Origin of the sequence: Polaribacter aquimarinus, from assembly GCF_003129485.1 — a bacterium.
Taxonomy (GTDB): domain Bacteria; phylum Bacteroidota; class Bacteroidia; order Flavobacteriales; family Flavobacteriaceae; genus Polaribacter; species Polaribacter aquimarinus.
On the sequence record NZ_QFFG01000001.1, the window covers coordinates 445,914 to 466,785 of the forward strand.

At 31.8% G+C, this 20,872-nt stretch carries 13 protein-coding genes; all 13 read right to left on the bottom strand.

Features of this window, described 5'->3' with window-relative positions; genetic code table 11:
• Window positions 1-64: 64 nt before the first annotated feature.
• The gene (locus DIS07_RS02070) at window positions 65-1,474 is read right to left on the bottom strand and encodes a sulfatase (protein ID WP_109403553.1); all 1,410 of its coding nucleotides are present in this window, start codon (window positions 1,472-1,474) and stop codon (window positions 65-67) included.
• Window positions 1,475-1,478: 4 nt separating this feature from the next.
• On the bottom strand, window positions 1,479-2,975 hold the full coding sequence (locus DIS07_RS02075; protein WP_109403554.1) for a sulfatase family protein: 1,497 nt from the start codon (window positions 2,973-2,975) through the stop codon (window positions 1,479-1,481).
• A gap of 12 nt (window positions 2,976-2,987) precedes the next feature.
• Window positions 2,988-4,640 (bottom strand): sulfatase-like hydrolase/transferase, encoded by a 1,653-nt coding sequence (locus DIS07_RS02080; RefSeq protein ID WP_109403555.1) that lies wholly within the window; start codon window positions 4,638-4,640, stop codon window positions 2,988-2,990.
• A gap of 27 nt (window positions 4,641-4,667) precedes the next feature.
• The gene (locus tag DIS07_RS02085) at window positions 4,668-7,229 is read right to left on the bottom strand and encodes a T9SS type A sorting domain-containing protein (protein WP_109403556.1); all 2,562 of its coding nucleotides are present in this window, start codon (window positions 7,227-7,229) and stop codon (window positions 4,668-4,670) included.
• Window positions 7,230-7,422: 193 nt separating this feature from the next.
• Window positions 7,423-8,472, bottom strand: a complete 1,050-nt coding sequence (locus tag DIS07_RS02090; protein ID WP_109403557.1) for a Gfo/Idh/MocA family oxidoreductase — start codon at window positions 8,470-8,472, stop codon at window positions 7,423-7,425.
• Between the two features lie 38 nt (window positions 8,473-8,510).
• The gene (locus tag DIS07_RS02095) at window positions 8,511-9,290 is read right to left on the bottom strand and encodes a carboxylesterase family protein (protein WP_109403558.1); all 780 of its coding nucleotides are present in this window, start codon (window positions 9,288-9,290) and stop codon (window positions 8,511-8,513) included.
• Between the two features lie 275 nt (window positions 9,291-9,565).
• Window positions 9,566-12,130 (bottom strand): GH39 family glycosyl hydrolase, encoded by a 2,565-nt coding sequence (locus DIS07_RS02100; RefSeq protein WP_109403559.1) that lies wholly within the window; start codon window positions 12,128-12,130, stop codon window positions 9,566-9,568.
• Between the two features lie 121 nt (window positions 12,131-12,251).
• Entirely contained in the window at window positions 12,252-13,676 is a 1,425-nt protein-coding gene (locus DIS07_RS02105; RefSeq protein ID WP_109403560.1) for a sulfatase, read from the bottom strand.
• A gap of 21 nt (window positions 13,677-13,697) precedes the next feature.
• Window positions 13,698-15,131, bottom strand: coding sequence for a BNR repeat-containing protein (locus tag DIS07_RS02110; protein ID WP_109403561.1), 1,434 nt, complete (start codon window positions 15,129-15,131; stop codon window positions 13,698-13,700).
• A gap of 30 nt (window positions 15,132-15,161) precedes the next feature.
• On the bottom strand, window positions 15,162-16,652 hold the full coding sequence (locus DIS07_RS02115) for a sulfatase (RefSeq protein ID WP_181374507.1): 1,491 nt from the start codon (window positions 16,650-16,652) through the stop codon (window positions 15,162-15,164).
• Between the two features lie 56 nt (window positions 16,653-16,708).
• Window positions 16,709-17,980: an alginate lyase family protein gene (locus DIS07_RS02120; protein ID WP_109403563.1), complete on the bottom strand. Its 1,272-nt coding sequence runs from the start codon at window positions 17,978-17,980 to the stop codon at window positions 16,709-16,711.
• Window positions 17,981-17,997: 17 nt separating this feature from the next.
• The gene (locus DIS07_RS02125; RefSeq protein ID WP_219930510.1) at window positions 17,998-19,320 is read right to left on the bottom strand and encodes a family 43 glycosylhydrolase; all 1,323 of its coding nucleotides are present in this window, start codon (window positions 19,318-19,320) and stop codon (window positions 17,998-18,000) included.
• Window positions 19,321-20,856: a sulfatase gene (locus DIS07_RS02130; RefSeq protein WP_109403564.1), complete on the bottom strand. Its 1,536-nt coding sequence runs from the start codon at window positions 20,854-20,856 to the stop codon at window positions 19,321-19,323.
• Window positions 20,857-20,872 lie beyond the last annotated feature (16 nt).

A 20,872-nucleotide genomic window follows, 5' to 3' on the forward strand; every position in this document is an offset into this window, starting at 1 on the left:
GTCAATATTTTTCATTATCCTAATGCTTTTAATTCAATACAATAACAATTACAATTAACAAGTTTTACTTATAACTACTTGCCTGTTTTTGTTTTCTTTTTAAAGCATTTCGCATTTCTTGAAGTACTTTTTTATAATTGGTATCAGCAACTACATTCTTATTTTCTGCTGGGTCTAATTTTCGGTTATATAGCATTTCTTCACCATTTTCAAACAAAGAATAGGTAAAATCCTGATTAACAATAGCATCTGCCTTTTTAAATCGTGCATAAACATTTTCTCTAAACGATTGTTTAGGATCATCTAAAACCGATGTAAAACTTTTTCCCATAATATAATCTGGTACTTTAATATTAGCTAAATCGCAAATAGTAGGATAAATATCTACACTTTCTACCATAGCTTTGGTATGTTCTCCTTTGGCTTTTCCAGGTACTTTTACAATTAGTGGAACTTGTAATGCATTATGTAAGGTATTGTGTTTTCCCCAAAACTCATGTTCTCCTAAATGCCAACCGTGATCGCCCCATAATACTACAATCGTATTTTCTGCCAAACCAAGCGTTTCTAATTCTTTAAGTACATCTCCAACCATTTGATCAACGTAACTCACACAAGCATAATACCCATGACGCATCATTTTATGAAATGCTTTTGTATTTGGTTTATAATCACCAAAACTATAGCTCTTAAATTCGCCACTACCTCTTAACAAACTAGGCGCGTTTTCAGGTAAATGACGATTGTCTGCAATTTCTATGGAATCTCTATCATACATATCCCAATATTTCTTTGGGGCATAAAACGGCATATGAGGACGAAAAAATCCGCAAGCCATGAAAAAAGATTCTCCTGATTTTTTAAAACGACGTAAATCACTTATTGTTTTTTGTGCTATTTTATAATCTGGATAACTGCTATCTGATACATCTGGTGATTCATACACACGCCCATTGCCAGATTTCATTACTACATTGTTAGTTGTAGGATCATAACTTACACGATGACCTCCTTTTGGCATCCATGGGTTTTCGCTCCAACTTGCTTCCTGAACATCTTTATTATAATGAAAAATCTTTCCGTTTGAAATACTAGTATAACCAGCTTCTTTAAAAAGACTTGGTAGTGTTTTTGCATTTGGCACGTCTTCTTGCGCCTTTGCTCTATAATCTATAAAACGATTTTTTGTAGGTAAAATACTTGTTAATAAACTAGCTCTTGAAGCACCACAAACTGGTACATTACAATACGCTTTATTAAACACCAAACTTTCACTAGCTAATTTATCTAGGTTTGGAGATTTTACATGTTTTGCTCCGTAAAAATTCAGTTCTGGACGCAAATCATCTATAGCAATGAACAAGACATTCATTGGTTTTTTAGTTGTAATTTTAGCTACTTTTTTATTTTCAGTTTTACACGAAAAAATAATAAAGGATAAACTAAATGCGAAAATTGAAAGTTTTTTTATCATAATTTTACCAATGTTTAATAACGATGTAATCGTCTTTTGTAAGTGTATTTTTTATAGAGTCTGGAATTTTCCTTCTAGGTGTATCTTGGTCTAGCTTAAACCCTTTTTTACCTTTTGGAGTTATAATTGGCATATTACCAATAGTTCCATCTAAAATATCTCCTTGAGATTTCATCCAACTAAATAAGTCTTTTTTCAAAGCTTCTTTAATAACTTGTAATTCTGGGTTATTTGCTAAATTATTTTGTTCGAAAGGATCATTTTTTAAGTCATAAAGCACTTCTAAGGGTTCATTTTTAAATTTAGTAGCACCACGTTTTATAAAATAATCTACATTCGGTTTTCCAGTTAAATTTTTATCTAAAACTTCAATTGAATTAAAGTTTCGTATGTACTTGTAACGTGTATTACGTATCATTCTAGAAGGAAAAACTTCAGAATTTAATATATTCTGATTGGTTCTTACGCCATATACATATTTGTTTACTGATGCATCTTTACCTTCTAATATGGGTAAAAAACTAGTACCATCCATATCGCCAGATAATTCGCCTCCTGCAATTTTCATAAAGGTTGGCAAGACATCTGTATAATGAATCAATTGATTTGAAGTAGATCCTGGCTTTATTACTTTTGGCCAACGCACTACAAATGGCACTTTTAAACCAATATCTTTTACCGTAAATTTACCTGAAACCCCGTGATCTGCACTGTAAATAAATAATGTATTATCACCTAAATACTCATCTACCAATTTTAAAACACCTTCTATTTGTGTGTTATCTTCTTCAATACTTCTGTAATACCCTGCTTTCTTTTTTACAAAAGCTTTGTCATTTTTTTTATCCTCATTAAATGGGAAAAACTTAATAGCTTCTGCTTTCGGATTTTCAACATCAAAATACTTTCCATGTGGGTATTTTGAAGTGATAAACATACAGAATGGTTTTTTCGTTGATTGGAAATAACTTTCTATACTATCTAAAGGAATATAATCTCTAGGCACACCCTTTTTAGGAACTGGTTCCCATTCTCTATCCCACTGGTATACACTCGCTGGTTTTACATGACTTTTACCAGCCAAAACAACTTCGTAGCCCAATTTTTTCATTCTAGAAGTTACACTTTCAATATTGGGTCTTGTAGCTGTATGGTTCGCAAAACAACCATTTTTAACAGGATAATTTCCTGTAAAAAGTTGCGATCTACTAGGTGCACAAATAGCCTGTGCTGTAAATGCATTGGTAAATAACATACCTTCTGCTGCCAAACGATCTACTGCAGCAGTATTTACTTTTTCATTGCCATAACACCCATAATCATATACATCTTGGTCATCTGCTAAATAAAAAATTAGATTGGGTTGATTCGTCTTTCTTTGTGCTGTATTCGTTTTAGAAATAACTTTAGACGTTGCATCCGTTTGTCTTACGCCAGAACATGCCGCTAATAAAATTGAAATACATAGTATTGGAAATAACAGTAAGTTTAGTCTATTCATTGTCTTTGCTACTTATTTTTTATATGTTTTTACCCCATCCTTTTTTGGAAAAGGTACATTTTCTCCATTTTTTACCCAAGTTCCTGTTGGCGCATTATTGGCTTTTAACCATGCCAACATATCTGCATTCATTTGTAGAGCGATTTCCATTTCTTTGGATGTAGGATTCTTTAAAACATTTCTTTTTTCAGAAATATCTTTTGTGATATTATACATTTCAAATACTTCAGTTTCATAAAAATAAAACAACTTAAAATATTCTTCTCCTACTCTTGTTTGAATTAATGTTGATGGCGAAAAACGCTCATCCATATATCCTGGAAGATGCCAAAACAAATTATTTCTTGAGATTCTTTTTGCTTCTCCTGTTAAAACTTTTGCAAAAGAAGCTCCATCAAATTTAGATTTACTACCATCTTTCTTTTTTAATTTGGTAATATCTACATCAGCTAAATCTGCTAAAGTGGGTAAAAAATCGATGCAATGTACGGCTTGATTGGTTACTGAATTTTCTTTTATCACATTTGGATATCTGAAAATTAAAGGCACTCTAAGACCGCCTTCTGTTAAATTTCCTTTTCTGCCTTTCAGTGGATTATTTTCTCTTAATCCTCCATTATCAGAATAAAAAATGAAAATAGTATTGTTGGTGATATCATCAGCAAAATTACCATCGCCATTCGGATCTTTTAAGGCATTATTTATTTTTCCAACATTTTGATCTAACAACTCAATCATTGATGCATATTCTGCTGCTCTAGGGTTCAAACCTCTTTTTAAATATTTTTCAGTTAAATCTTTTCTACCTGTCACTTTTGTGTGTACCGCGTGAAAAGGTACATATAAAAAGAAAGGATTTTCGTCATTTGCTTTTTCTTTGATATAATCTACAGAAAAATCTCCAATGGCATCTGTAAGATGTTTTGGTGTACCTTTTAAAAGGGCTACATCTCCTTGAGAATGGTAAGGCTTAAGAGTTGTATTGATGTATTCATCATCATAAGGATTTGCATATTTATCTACAAACTCGGAATTAAACGTCCATCCTTTTTTATCAGAATTTAAGGCTAAATAAAACTTTTTCGTTCTTTTTCCGTTAATAGGAGCTGCTATTATATGATGAATATCTGCTGGCAAATCTATACCATAATCACCTACTAAAGGATGTGGAGTTCCGTGACTTTTACCCACTAAAGCAGTTTGATAACCTTTTGTTTTTAGAACATCAAACATATTGATGCCATCTTCTGCAATTACTTTTTTTTGCTTGTGAGGTTCAATAAGTACATTTGGATATCCTTTAGTTCTTTTGTCTTGTCTTTTTAAAGAACCTACATTATACACCTGATTATCTATACCTGTTGCATATTGTCCGCTAATTAATGCTGCTCTTGATGGCGCACAATTTTGGTTGGTATAGGCATTTGTAAAAGACATTCCTTGAGATGCCAATTTATCGATTACAGGCGTTTCATAAATTTTAGAACCGTTATTCTTATTTGTATTCCCTGTACTTACATCAACCCAACCTAAATCATCTGCAAAAATGAATACAATGTTTGGTTTTTTATGATTACTTTCTTTTTTTTGTAGCTTTGATGAACTACAATTAAACAATACCACTGTTAAAAAACAGATAATTGAGATTTGAAATATTCTCTTCATTTAAACGTTACTTTACTTTTATACTTTTTAATTGTATAATAATTTTTTAAAAGTATTATTTAGTTTTACGATATACAATCCTTTTGAAAAACTAGAAACATCAATTATTCCTCCTTTTCCAGAAAGCAATTTAACACCGTTTAAATTGTATATTTCCCAATATTCAAGAACTTCAGTTTTTATTGTAAAGACTCCTTTTGAACTTGGATTTGGAAAAACGACAAAGCTATTTTTTAAGTTATTATCAACATTAGAAAGACTTTCCTCAACAAATCTTGCTGTTATATTTAAATCCGATGATACAGTAATTGTTAATGGATTATCCAGACTCTGAATATCTCCTGACCAACCTTGAAAGTTCCAACCTGTTGTAGGATTCGCTTCAAACGTAACTTCATCTCCAGTAAAAACATTTCCTCCAGAAGGAGAAACCACACCAAAACCTTCAACAATATTAGTAGTAATAGTATGTTCTTCAATTCCATCTTTAAGTAATAACTCCATACTATTTATTTCAACTGTACCGTTTAAACTTGATTTATTTGCAACCTCAACATTAAAAGAATCAATAATGCCATTCCAACTTGAACTTGTGCTTAAATCTACAGTATACGTATCAAAGGATGTTTCGTTAATTCCAGGTCGAAAACGTTTTTGAGTTTTTACTCCATCCTTATACCAAACAAACCAAAAAATATCACTATCAGTTGCATTTTTAATATCAATCTTGAAGCTATCAAAATTATCTACATTAATAGATGTATCATAACTAAGTTTAGGAAAATTACCTGTAATAGACATTTTAATTATATCTCCAGAAATTGTAGAAGTCATTTGGGATGTTGAAAATTGTTGAAAATCTTCATCTGTTGTCCATTTGTATTGTGGCAAGGTTAACTGTGTTGCTAAAACATCAGATGTTCTTACTTCAATTTTTTCAAAAGCAAAAGAAGGGATTTCTGTATTTATGGTAATTATAGATCCTGATTTTCCGTCATTTCTTGCAGTAGTTACAATACTTTTCCACTCAGTATATTTATGAGGGTTTGGATTTTCATAAGCTTCATATGCAGCCAGACCTACTTCAGTAAATATTCTACTTGGATCTCCCTTTTCATCAAATCCACTTTTTACATAACCTAATCCAGAATTATCATCTAAAAAATTCTGCAATTTATTATTGTCTTTGCTATATGCAATACTTCTGTAATATAAGTTTGTGTTTTCTGGCAATTCTGTAGAGAAAGAGACGTTTACATTTTCGCTATTTCTATAGCTTATAGAGTTATTGTTATAATTATAAATTAATACATCATAATCTGTAGCATTTTCTTTTCTTGCAAAAATAGCATCCAAATCATTTGTAGAAGTTTGTGGTGTTCCAGAAATAGTTGTTGCATAATGAATTTTTCCAATCATTGAGTTTAAGGTACTAATTGCAGGAGCTTCTTTAGAACCTGTTCTGTTATTCCATCTGTAGACGAACTCTAAACCTTTATCTCTATTCTTATAAAAAATATTAGAAAAATACAGTTCTACAATTTCTGCATGAGAAGTTTCTGCCGGTATCGTTCCTTTACCATCTGCACCATTCATAGTGGTTACTGTGTTGTATTCCATTAAATCAATAGTCGCATTGGAATTCCATTTGGGGTGATCTACCAAATCTGCAAATAATTTATCGTATTTGCCTTTCATATTTCTCAAATCATTATTACCGATAACAACATAACTCGACACTCCCCAAAAATCATATCTTACACTATTATCAGCACAATATTCTATCAAACCACTAGCAAAAGAAGCAAATGGTTCTCCTTTGTAATTTAAAACAGTTCCATTTTTGTATAAAAAATCTGGAGCTCTTGTATGTAAACCAACGATAGCATTAGGTAGTACGGCTCTTACAGCTTTTTCAGTATTTTCATAATGCTCAATAAAATCTTGTTTGGTTCCATACCAATGCTCTGGAGTTTCAATTTCAGACCCAACTCTAAAACGCCAAGACAACACTTTTTCTTCACCATAAGTAGCTACTAAATGCGTCATTAACGCTTTTATATAATCGTGATATGCTTGTTTATCAGCTGGAGGTAGAGAATTTCCATAAGTAGATATTTGTTCATCTTCTCTAAAATTGACGTTATCTCTAGTTCCTGCAGGAATAAAAGTGTAACCGTGTTGAAAAGCCCAAGAAGGTTGGTCTAATACAATTTGATGAATTTCTGTTTGAGAGTTGAGAATTTTATCTATTCTATCAGTTAAACGCTCAAATTTATAGACATACACGTTATTGATAGAATCGTATAAACACGTATCAAATTCTAAATCTTTTACATTTTTGCCATCGACCGTTTTTTTGATTCCTCCAATCATTCTAACTATATTCATCTTTATTCCTGGACGAATATTAGAACCATTTTTGGGGCTAATTCTATTGGCTACTGACCATATATTATGCAAAGGTTCTTTTTTATTAGCACTATTAGTAAAATCTGTAGATAAAGTAACTTGAGCATAAATATTGGGTAAGCAAAAAAGCAAACATATTAATACTAAACTTGTTTTTATATTTATTTTTGAAAACATTAATATTTTTTTAAAGTTTATAATATTGTAGTCAACTTATGCTAAGTTACTTCTATTTATTATTTTACGCGTCCTGAAGTGTCATGCATTTCTGAGTGATTAAAGCTGTTTCAAGCGATTTTTATTAAAATAACACGTTGTATCAATTATTCATTTTAGTTTTTTACCTGTGTAGTTATTCCAATATTTTTTTTTACAAATCTATTCCTCTATTTTTAATGTTACTTTTCATAGCAGCTTCAATCACTTTAATTACATTCAAGCCATCATTTCCTGAAACCGGAACGGTTTTATGATTTCTAATTGCATCATAAATTCCATCATAATATTCCATATAGTTCCCTTGTAGAGAAGATACTTTTTCTTTAATAATTTCTCCATTTTTTTCCGTATGCAATAAACCTTCTTCTGATTCAGGTTCTGTTCCCCAATTAGACAAACCAGGTTTTTTCCCTTCCATCAATTCTTTTTCTTGAACATCTGCCTTGGATTTTATAAAAGTTCCTTTTGTTCCGTGAAAAATATTTCCAGGCATAGCTTCTCGAACAAAATAGCTAGATTTTAAAGTTACTCGATGTGATTTATAAAACAATTTCACATCAAAAAAATCTATTACTTTTGAATTTGGACGAAACGCATCTAAGTCTGCATAAACAACATTTGGCATACCAAACAATACTATTGCTTGATCTATTAAATGTGCACCTAGATCATACAAACTACCTACTGCAGCAGTATTTTTTTCTTTATGAACCTTATAACTCAAATTGGGGTCATAGCGATCATAATGAATTTCTGCATCTACAATATCCCCAAGTAAACCTTTGTCTAATATTTTTTTTACTGTTTTAAAATCACTATCATATCTACGGTTTTGAAAAACGGAAAGCACCAAATTCTTCTCTCTTGCTAGTTGAATTAATTCTTCAGCTTCATGAACAGTTGCAGTAAATGGTTTTTCTACAATTAAATGTTTTCCTGCATTAATTACCTTTTTAGCAAAGTCAAAATGTGTAATATTTGGGGTATTTACAACTACTAACTCAATAGTTTTATCCTCCAGTAAATCCTCTAAACTTCGAAATGTTTTGATCTTTGGATATTTTTTTTCGGCTTCATTTTTAGTTCTTTCAAGAACTCCATATAAGTTAAAATTAGTGTTAACTTCTATGAAAGGTGCGTGAAAAACAATTCCACTCATTCCAAAAGAGCACAGAGCTGTATTTATTTTAGAATTATTCATTAATACTGTTTTGAAGTCTTAAAAACGCTTTAGGTTTCTTAATTTTTATCTTTAAGCGAAAACGTAAGCATCCAATCTACACATTCCACTGAACTAAATACTTTGGCATTCCCTTTTGCATGATTAGCACCTTCAAATTCTGTATAACGAACATTAGAGTTACCTGCGGCTCTTAAACGATTCACCATATTTTTAACGGGTGCAACGTTTTTGGTATCTTCTCCACCAACCATGCCCCACATTGGTATACTAATAATTTTGTTAATAACATCTGTATCTTTAAAACCTCTAGTACCACTAACGGATGCTGCTGCAAATCTTTCTGGCGATTCTAAAATCCAACGCCAAGTGCCACTGCCTCCCATACTATGTCCCATCACATAAATTCGGTTTGTATCTATTTGAGGATATATTTCAAGAATATAATCTAACATAATATTTAACGTTTTTGGATTCCAACTTTCAAAAGAATTTGGCTCTACTAACATCAATTCTTTTCCTGCCTTTTCTACAAGCGAAAGCCCTTTAACAACAGCAGATCTAGAAAGTTGTTCCTCTAAACTCCATTTTTTACCTCCTCCACCATGTAATGTTATCAGTAATGGGATTTTTTTAGTAGTTTTTTTTCTTGGTAGTGCAACAAAAGCAGAAGATTTGAGTTTACCTAATTTTTTCTGTAAATCTTCTGGCCAATTGATAATGCTTACTTCTACGTTTTTAAATCTTGTATTGATACCTTCAAGTGTTTTCTGAATGTCTTTAGTTTGAAAAGCCATTAAAAACAACATTATAGTTGGAATAAGTAATAATTTTTTCATTTTAATTTTATCTTTTAATTATTAAAAAATAGTTTAGTATTGAAAATATGATAAATCTCATTTCCACCAACAATACCCATATTATTTAGTTCTGTTAACACCTTTTTTTTGATTTACAAAATAAGGCTGAAAGGTGTAGTTAGAACTTGCCTCACAATTTACATTTTTTTTAAAGTAAAAACTATTTCAACTCATCAATTTGAGTTTTGTATTTCTTTAAATTTTTATTGCAGATAAAATATTACAAGACAATTTCTATGATACTTTAATTGGCATTAAGGATATAGTATTTTTTTAAAACTATCCTTTATTTTAATGATGTATAATCCTTGAGAAAGATTTGAGATATCAACCGTATTTCCTTTACCAGACAATAACTTTACTCCTGTTACACTATATACTTCCCAATTTTCTGAGTTATGATTTTTTATAGTGAATACACCACTTGCACTTGGATTTGGAAAAACCACAAAGCTATTTTTTAAATTGTTATTATCAATAGAAAGATTTTCTTGAATAAAAGTCGCTTTAATGTTTAGGTTTGACGTAACTGTGATTGTTAAAGGGTTTTCAGTACTTTGAATATCTCCTGTCCATCCTTGAAATTTCCAACCTTGATCTGAAATTGCGTTCAATTCAAATTTTTGACCTGAAAAAGATGTTCCGCTTTTATAATTTAGCAAACCATTACCCTCTTTACTTATGGTCACATTAAAAACTTCTACATCTCCCTTAGGTATAAATTCAATACGATCAAAAACCATACTACCAGAATTTACTTTTTCATAAACTTTAAATTCATTGATAGTTCCTGTCCAATGAGACCAATTTGTTAAATCTACATTAATAGTATGCCATTGATTGTCATTAGGAATTGTAATTTTCTTTCTGCCTGAAGCAAATTGTGTACCTGGAACATTTGCAGCCATTTGCAAACTAGATGCTGTTGTACTGTTTTTAACTACTAATTTTAAAGTACCATACAAATTTGAATTGATATTTAAACCAGTAATTGCAGCCATAGGAAGTGCAAATCCGCTTGAATAATTTAAGGTTAATTTATTATCATCTGTATTTACAGTCATTCCAGAACTTACTGCTGTCCAAGGAGAGAAATCTTCTGTTGTTGTCCAAACCACAGTTGCTGGGGCAATCGTTGTTTGAAAATAATCTTCGGTTCTAAACTCAAATTTTTCGAAAGCGAAAGAAGAAATTTCTGTTTGCAAACTAATTAAAGAACCAGACTTACCATCTGTACGTGCTGTCGTTACAATACTTTTCCAATTACTATATTTATGTGGGTTTGGGTTTTCATAAGCTAAATAAGCCGCCAAACCAGCTTCTGTTAGAATTCTATCAGGAGAACCTCTATCATTAAAACCACTTTTTACAAAACCTGCATTTTCTTTTAAGAAATTCTGCAATTTGTTATTGTCTTTACTGTAAGCTATATTTCTGTAATACAGAGTTGTACCCTCAGATAATTCTGATGTAAAAGAAACGTTTACATTTTCGCTATCTCTATAGGTTAAAGAACTATTGTTATAATTATAGAGTAATACATCGTATTCTGTAGCATTTGCTTTTTTTGCAAAAATAGCATCAATATCATTGGTTGAAGTTTGTGGAGTTCCAGAAATAGTTGTTGTATAGTGATCTTTACCATTCATTGTATTTAAAACAGTAATTCCTGGAGGATCTACAGTACCAGTTTTATTACCCCATCTGTACACTAAATCTAAGCCTTTGTCTTTATTTTTGTAATAAATATTAGAAAAATATAATTCTACAATTTCTGCATGGGTAGTTTCTGCGTTTATAAATCCTTTGCCATCAGCACCATTCATAGTAGTTACTGTAGCATACTCCATTAAATCAATAATAGCATTGGTATTCCATTTTGGATGATTTACTAAATCAGCAAATAAATGATCATATTTAATGCTCATATTACGTAAAGTACCACTACCTAAAACCACGTAGTCAGAAACTCCCCAAAAATCATATCTTACATTATTATCTGCACAATATTCTATTAAATCTTTAGCAAAAGAAGCAAATGGTTCTCCTTTGTAATTTAAAACAGTTCCATTTTTGTATAAAAAATCTGGAGCTCTTGTATGCAAACCAACGATAGCATTAGGTAGTGCGGCTCTTACAGCTTTTTCAGTATTTCCAAAATGTTCGATAAAATCTTGTTTGGTTCCATACCAATGCTCTGGAGTTTCAATTTCTGAACCCACCCTAAAACGCCAAGACAATACTTTTTCTTCACCATAAGTAGCTACTAAATGCGTCATTAACGCTTTTATATAATCGTGATATGCTTGTTTATTGGCAGGTGGTAAAGAATTTCCATAAATAGATATTTGTTCATCTTCTCTAAAATTGATGTTATCTCTAGTTCCTGCAGGAATAAAAGTGTAACCGTGTTGAAAAGCCCAAGAAGGTTGGTCTAATACAATTTGATGAATTTCTGTTTGAGAGTTGAGAATTTTATCTATTCTATCCGTTAATCGTTCAAATTTATATACATACACATTATTGATAGAATCGTATAAACACGTATCAAATTCTAAATCTTTTACATTTTTGCCATCGACCGTTTTTTTGATTCCACCAATCATTCTAACAATATTCATTTTTAATCCTGGACGAATATTAGAACCATTTTTTGGACTAATTCTATTGGCTATAGACCATATATTATGCAGAGGTTCTTTTTTATTAGCACTATCAGTAAAATCTGTAGATAAAGTAACTTGAGCATAAATATTGGGTAAGCAAAAAAGCAAACATATTAATACTAAACTTGTTTTTATATTTATTTTTGAAAACATTAATATTTTTTTAAAGTTTATAATATTTTAATTAACCTACAATAAGTTATTTATATTCAGCAACTTACCCATCGATAGTGTTATAATTGTTTTTCAACAGTATAAATTTACAACTTGAAATTTAATTATTTAAAAAATCTTTACCCCATTTATTTCTTAATTCTATCGAAAGTTTTTGAACCTTACCTTGATATTCTGGTTTTTCTGCCAAATTATCCAATTCTAATGGATCTTTTTTATGATCGAACAACATTCTAGCGTAAGCAATACCTTTATCATCTGTCCATTCGGTGTAAAACAAATCGTCTTTTATTAAGGTTACGGCATCTTTAAATTTACTTATAGCCCAGTTTTTTTCGCTTTTCTGTCCATTTAAAATAGGTACAAAGCTTTTACCTTCAACTGTATTAGGAATATCTAATCCTACCAGTTCTGCTAAACTTGGGTAAATATCAATATACTCGGTAATGGCTTCTGTTTTTTGTCCTTTTGTTTTTCCAGGAACTTTGATTATCAAAGGTGTTTTCAGCGCAGTTTCAAAAGTTACATGTTTACACCATAGTTTATGATCTCCTAAATTCCAACCATGATCGCCCCACAAAATGACAATTGTTTCATCCTCTAATTCTAAACGTTTTAACTCCTCTAAAACCAAACCAATTTGTGCATCTATATAGCTTACACAGGCGTAGTAGCCATGAATCAATTCTTTAGCCAAAGCTTCTGGTAAGTCACCACGTTTTGGTATGTTTTCATATTGACGCAATTCTCCAAAATTATGAAATGCTTGTTTTGGAGTTGTTTTTGGTTGCACATAACTCTCAGGAAGTTCAATCTCATCTCTATTATATAAATCCCAATATTTTTTCGGTGCAGTAAAAGGCAAATGTGGTTTTGATAAACCCATAGTTAGAAAAAATGGTTGATTTGAAGCTCTTAATTTTCTTAAATCATTTATCACTTTCAATGCTGTTTTTCCGTCCCTGTAAACTGAATCATGAACTTTGGCAGCTTCAAAAGGCAAACCTCTCTTTGTATTTTTCCTAATATCTTGACTTTTTGGTAACGCATAATCCCATAAACTATTTGGATGCCAAATCTCATCCCAAGCCTTAGCATCATCATTCTTATAATGATAAATTTTCCCATTTGATATGGTAGTATACCCATCATTTTTTAATAACATAGGCAACGAGATAGCCTCTGGGTAATCTTCATCTTTTTTAATATGCGCATTGATAAATCGTTTTCTTGTAGGTCTAGCCCCTGTCATTAAACTTGCTCTAGAAGCACCGCACACGGGAATATTACAATAAGCACGATTAAACACCAAACTCTCCCCTGCTAGTTTATTTAGGTTTGGTGATTTTATATGATTCGCACCATAAAAATTGAGTTCCGGACGTAAATCATCAACTGCAATGAATAGGATGTTTGGTTTTTTATGTTCTGAAATAGCTTCATTGGTTTTAACACCTTTACATGATGTTAAAACAGAGACTAAAACTATTGTTATTATTACTGACAGAAATGATTTTGAACTCATAGTCGTTAAATTATATATTGTTTATGGTTTATAGTCAAAAGTTAAATCAACTACTTTAAGGTTACTTTGTTTTCTTTTTCCTTTTGGTACATTTTGTACCATTATTGATAAAACTCTTTCGTTTTTCCATCGATAAAAATCGCCTAACATATCGTTTATAAATGGACCTTTAACCATATGTGTTATACTCCAATCTTTCCAATTGTTTTTAGCAGTTGCTGTGGCTATAATCAAATCTCGTTTATTTTGATTGTAACTTTTTTTACCTCCTATTATATTTCCAGCATAAATCATGATTAAATTATCATGTTTATCGGTAAATACTTTTGGGCGATTACCAACTTTTAAATTCATTTCGAAATGATGCCAGTTCCCTGTTGTATCTCTCCAGTAATGATGATATCGTTTAGCTTCATCAGGTCCCCAACGTGATGCACCAAGAGAGCTACCTGCTTTTGTTATTGTTTCTTCTGTACAATGATACATAACTACATGCACCCGATTTTTAGAATCTATGGTTTGCCCTTGGTCATTCATTAATCCCAAAACACGTGGTATAGATTGCACGACAACATCTGGTGAATTAACATGTGGTATTTCTTCTAATATTTTTCCTGAATTATTTTTCCAAGTATTACCGTCATCATCACTATAAACATAAATTAAATCATGATTAGCACCTTGACTATTTTCGCGCCAAGTCCAAGTAGCATGAAGCTTTCCTTCGTTATCATAATTATAGCCGTTAGGGTATGAACATCTTGATTTACTAATTCCTAATTCATCTTTAAAAACACCTTTCGCACTATCAATCTGACGCGTATTTTCCCATTTACCGGTTTTAGCATTATAATCTACTAACATACGATCTCCATCGCCTGATCCACGAACACGATAGTTAAATTGAAGATTGCCATCTGGAGTTTGCCAAAATTTTGGATACGTAATTTTAATTTGACTACCCTTTTCAAGTTCAGATATAATTGGACCAAAAGACGAAGCCTCCCATACCATCGTTTCTGGATTATTAGCCAATCCTTTTTTAGATACTCGGTAATGAAGCGTATCACCATGATGATCGAAAGCTAAATGTATGGTACCATCATTGGGACATATACCCATAGAAATACAATTATGTGAATCGTTACTTTTAAAATAATAATCTAAAAATTTAATAGTATTCCATATTCCATTTGGTAACTTTCTTCTACTTACACAAACCCGACGCTCATCGTTGTAGTGCACGATATATTGATAGCCTTTATGTGAAATTATTGCGTCTTTTTGAAACGTTCGTCCGTTTATGCCACTTGAGAATTTACCATTAACTGTAAGTGCACTTTCATCCACAATAGATATTTCTTCTTTACTAACTTTAACTTGAGAAAATACAAGGGTTGTTAGTAATAAAAAATATATGTTTGCTAAGAATATTTTGTGTTTTGATAAATTCATTTTACTTAATTATCTCAATGCTTTATATATCTACCTAAGCTTCTTGAAACCATGATTATGATCTGTAGTTTCCTTTCTTAACATAAGTTTTTTAGATAGCTCATTTATCACATCATTATATTGATGTTCTTTGATAATATTTATTGTTTCTTTGGGATCATTCTTATGATCGTATAATTCACGCTCAAGTACCTCTCCTGTTTTTAATTGTACCCATTCTACATAATTGAATCGGTGGTCTGTAACAGAATATCCCATGACAGTTTTATCATAATTCCAACGATTATGAGGCCAGATAGAATAAGCATAAAGTTTAGTTTTCAATTTTTGTTTTGGATTATTGAGAATTGACACCAAACTCTTTCCTTCCAATTGGGCAGGTTGCTCTAAATTACATAAATCTGCCAAAGTTGGATACAGGTCTAAAGCCTCTACCGGATGTTTAAAAACCTTGCCTCTCTGACCATTAGGTACATTAAATATTAAAGGAATTTTAGTATCAATATCCATGTTAGACCATTTACACCAACTTCCATAATCTCCTAATTTATAACCATGATCACCCCATAAAACGACTACTGTATTTTCTTTTAAACCAAGCTCATCGAGTTTGTCTAACAACTTTCCAACTTGAGCATCAGCATATGAAACACAAGCGTAATAACCCCTTCTCAAAGTTATTGCCGTAGAGTCCTGTATGTCTTCATAAAGTTTTGGCATGCCATAATAATTACCAAGTTCTCCACCCGTTCTCAATGTATGTTTACTAGTGTTTTTGGGCCTTTCTTTTAGTTCTGTTAATGATATAGACGCTTCTGGATACATATCCCAGTATTTCTGAGGCGCATTAAAAGGTAAATGTGGTTTGGTTAAACCAACAGCCATAAAGAAAGGTTTTCCATCTTTTTTAAGGCCTTCTAATTTTCTAATAGCGTTAAGGGTATTCAATCCATCTTGATACAAAGTATCATGAACTTTAGCTGATTCGTAGGCAGGACCGCGACCAGTTATTGTATTTAATGATTGCTGTTTGATAGCTGCTTTAGTAACATAGCCCATACCCTCCCATGTTGAGACCGGTTTTATAAAATCACTACCGAATTGATTTTTTGTGTCTTCACCAAAATGATAAATCTTTCCAAAAGAAGCAACATTATATCCATTTTGCTTAAAAAACTGATTCATTGTAAGTATTTCAGGTAGCACATCAGTAACGGGCTCTCCTGTGTATATGCCGTATTTTTCTGGTCGCACACCAGACATAACCGAAGCTCGAGAAGCCATACATATAGCTTGTTGTACATGGGCGTTTGTAAATCGAATACCATTATTTGCTAATCGATCTATATTGGGAGACTTAATATGCGAAGCACCATAACAATTCAGTTCTGTTCTTAAATCATCTACAGCTATAAAAAGTATATTGTATGGTGTTTTATCTTCTTTTTTAGATTGACATGATATCATAACTATAACCCCTAACAGGTATATAATATATTGTTTTAAGTTATATAATTTCATCATGATATTTTAATAGTTCTTTTAATAAATTTTAGTTTCCTGAATAAACAAAACGTCTAGAATGAATAGCTTATAATTTCAAAATCATCTTTTTTATTCATATTATTTTGAATCGAGGTATATTCAGAAACATCAAACATAATTCCTGCCATAAAGAATAATCTTCCTAAATATTCCAGTCCTTTATCTGCACCGCCTACATCCTCAGATTCCCATTTTTTTTCTTGCTTAACATAAGGAAGTAAAAAGTTATAGGCATCTTTTATACCTCCAGCATTAGACGGATTATAATTCCATAAATCAACATTTACTTTTTTACCGAAATATGCTAAATATGTAAAAGCTTCTAAATTGTAAGCACTATAATGTAGCGGTCTTGTTCTAGCAAGTTCTAGTGGTAATTTCCCATCTTTTGCTATTTGGGTATCTATCCTAGTTTTTTTTACGCTTTCAAGAACCGTTTTTGCTTCATCCTGTCTATCAAAAAACATAAGTAAAGAAACGATTTGTACATCATACCAAGTCCCATGGTTGTTTTTCCATTTACTTTCATCTATACCATTCTTACTAGTCTGTAACCAGTGGAGATAATCTTTTAACCAAGATCTTAAACCTTCACTAGTTTTCTTATCCATTGCGGTATTTATTTCTAATAGCTCAATAGCTGTTAAAATCTCTTTTATCCCTACAAATTCAATGATACCAATTCCTCGCCCATCAGTTATTCCAGGAATACCCTGTGCATAATTTAAATTTGGATTCATTTTCGTTTCAGGATTCAAAAACCAAACCGACAACAGTTCTATTGCTTTTTCAGCATATTTTTTGTCCTCTGATAAAAAATTGGCCATTGCTAAACGATAGGTATTACGAAACATATTTGCTTTTCGTTGTAAATCTAAATTTTCTCCTAACGTTAATGGATTTACCTCTCCATCTCTACGAATCCAAGGCATACCATCTGGTTTAGCAGGATCTGGCCACCAATACGGACCTATGCTCAAATAATCATGTTTATCTCCACTAACTGGTGTTTGGGTTTTATTAGTAACACTAAAAGGCCCTTCGTTTAGAGCTTTATTAGCCGATTTGATTAACGATTGATATGACGCTTTATATGTTGTATTAGATTCTTCCCTTATTGCTTTTTTAACTGAATTAAGCTTCTTTAAACTAAGAATGCTAAGTGTTTTGTCTTTTATACTTTCATCTACTGAGTCAGTTATCATTGCTTTCTTTGACTTAGTTCCGCATGAGAATAACGTAATGCATCCACTAAAAAGCAACATAACCAAAACTCTATTTAGTCTTTTAAAATATCTTCTCATTTCACCAATTTTTTATTTTATTCAAACTTTATCCAATCTAAGCTAAGTGCGTCGTTCTTATTCCCTTCAAAAAATATAAATATATCCTCTAAACCTTTAGTGTCTTTAATTTTTAATTTAAGCTCCTGGAACTGTTCATTCCTATTTTTAGGATTCAAATTAATTTTCCCGATACAGGTTCCGTTTGCGCTTCCTGTTCTAATTTTTATTTTCCCTTTTTGTCCGTAAAGTTTGATTCGTAAAATTATATTCTTATACACCCTATCAAAATTGACATTAGCGAACTTAACATAGTTCTCATCTTTAATATTTGTTAAAATGAAGCCTTCATCTTTACTTCCTGTTTTCTGAATACCTTCGGATATTTCATAAAACCATTCTGCTTCAATTTTTTTCCATGACGCCTGATATTGCCCAACGCCATTGCTAAAATGTTGATCTAAAAAGTTGGTATCTGTTACAATTTTTCCGTTATCATCTATATGACAATAAGTTATGATAGATTCTCTAAACTTAAATCCTTTATTGATATAATAACACCAAATATGATAAAACTGACCTTTCCATTTAAAAAAACTTCCGTGAGCATACTCACTTAAATTGTATCCATTGCCAACAGAACCTACACATTGGTAGGGACCATAAATATTTTTAGAAATTGCGTAATCTCTTCCCCAGCTTAAATAATACCAATCTTTATATTTAAAAATATAATTCTTATCCATCCAATGCGGTGCATTTTCCCAAGCCTTTCCATTAATTTGAATTGGTTTTGGTGTTTCTGAAATAGAAATCATATCATCATTTAATTTTGTAATATGAAATCCTCCTCCTTCTTTATCTCCGTATATTAAATAAGGTGTTTTTTCTAAATCATCATCTATTAAAATTGTTGGATCGTGCATAGGTGCAACTAAAGGCTGCCCTAAAACGTCTTTAAAACTGCCTATAGGAGATGAGGCAGACATTACCCCAACCCCTCTTTTTCTATCTGAAAAATAAAAATAGTACTTCCCATTTCTTGTTGCGGCATCACTTGCCCAACAATCCGTACTATTATCATCCATATAATTTTCTTTAGGACTTATAGTATTCCTTAAAGACCAGTTACGTAAATCTGTAGATGAAAACACACGCCAATCTTTCATAACCCAAGTTTTGTCTTTTGGATTAGCATCGTGCCCAGAGTATAAATAAATTGTATCCTGAAAAACTCTAATATGAGGGTCTGAAACACCAAGACCTTTTAAAATAGGATTTTGAGCAAAAGCAGTATTGCAAAAAACCATCCAAAAAATAGCTACACTTGTTTTGATGAAATCGGTTTTATGTATTCCCATTTATCTATCGGCTCCAATTACCTCTACTGGTTTCTTTTCTGCTCCATTAATACGTTTCTTTTGCTTTACAAAATAAGGTTGAAATGTATAGTTAGAACTTGCATCCCATTTAGAATTCACCTTAGGTAAAAGTGCTTTCATTTTTTCGATTTGAAGCTTGTATTTTGGATTATCAGCGGCGTTATTCCATTCGTTCGGATCTAAATTATGATCATAAAACTCTTCTGTACCGTCTTCATAACGTATGTACCTGTAACCATCTTTTTTTACAGCATGGTTATTCATCGCAAAAGTAGTTAAGGCATAAGCATCTTGTAACCCTTCATCTTTTTGCATCATCGTTACTAAACTTTTTCCTTCATTTCTTTTGTAAGCAGGTAAACCACTTAATTCTAAAAGTGTTGGATAAATGGACAGCATTTCAACAGGTGCGTTAATTTTCTTTCCTTTCGGCAAATTGGGTCCAGCGAACATTAATGGTGCTTTTGTTGCGGTTTCCCAAAGCGCGTGTTTTGCAAAAGTGCCTTTTTCTCCTAAACGATATCCATGATCTGACCATAAAACAATAACAGTATTGTCTGCATATTTGCTACTTTCTAAAGCATCTAAAACTCTACCCAATTCATAATCGACATAACTGATACATGCCAAATAGGCTTGTACAATCTTTTTCCATTCTCCACTTTTCTTTGCCCACTCAGTAGATGGCATCATTGGTAAATCGTTAATTTGTAACCCAACAGGTGGAATGTCATTTAAATCATCGGACTTGTATGGCGGTGTTTCAATTTTATCTAAAGGATATAAATCGAACCATTTTTGAGGCACATACAAAGGAACGTGTACTCTTAAAAACCCTAAGCCCATAAAAAAAGGTTTGTTATAGTCTCTTTGTAATCGTTCTGCAACCCAATTTACAGATTCATGATCTGGCATTAAAGTGTCATTCTCTGGAAAAGCTCCCCAATCTGTACTTGTTCTTCCATATCTTTCTTTTTTAGCTTTTGATGTTCCAAAACCATCCCAAACAAAACGTTTTTTAGGGTAAGGTCCAAAACCTTTAATACGACCTCCAGATTCTTGAAATACATTTTTAGGAGCATGAATGTGAAACAGTTTACCAATACCCATAGTGTGGTACCCATTTTGCTGAAAATACTCTGGTAAAAACGTAATATCTTTAGTTGAAGAATTTCCTTCTCTTCTAATTTCGTTATCAGGCGTCATCCCATAAATACCTGTTGTAGAAGGCCGTAAACCTGTCATTATTGATGCTCTTGAAGGGCCACAAAGTGGTGCTTGCACATGGGCATTTGTAAAGGTTACTCCCATTTTAGCTAACCTATCAAAATTAGGTGTTTTTACATTTGAAAAATTATCAATAGGCGCTATCATATTGTTTAAATCATCAACAGCTATAAACAATATGTTGGGCTTAGTGTTTTTAATTATATTTTCCTGTTCTTGTGTTGACTTTGTTCTACAAGAACTGATAAACAAACTAAAAAAAACTACTAAATAGACTAATCTTCTCATTATTATATTTTTTATT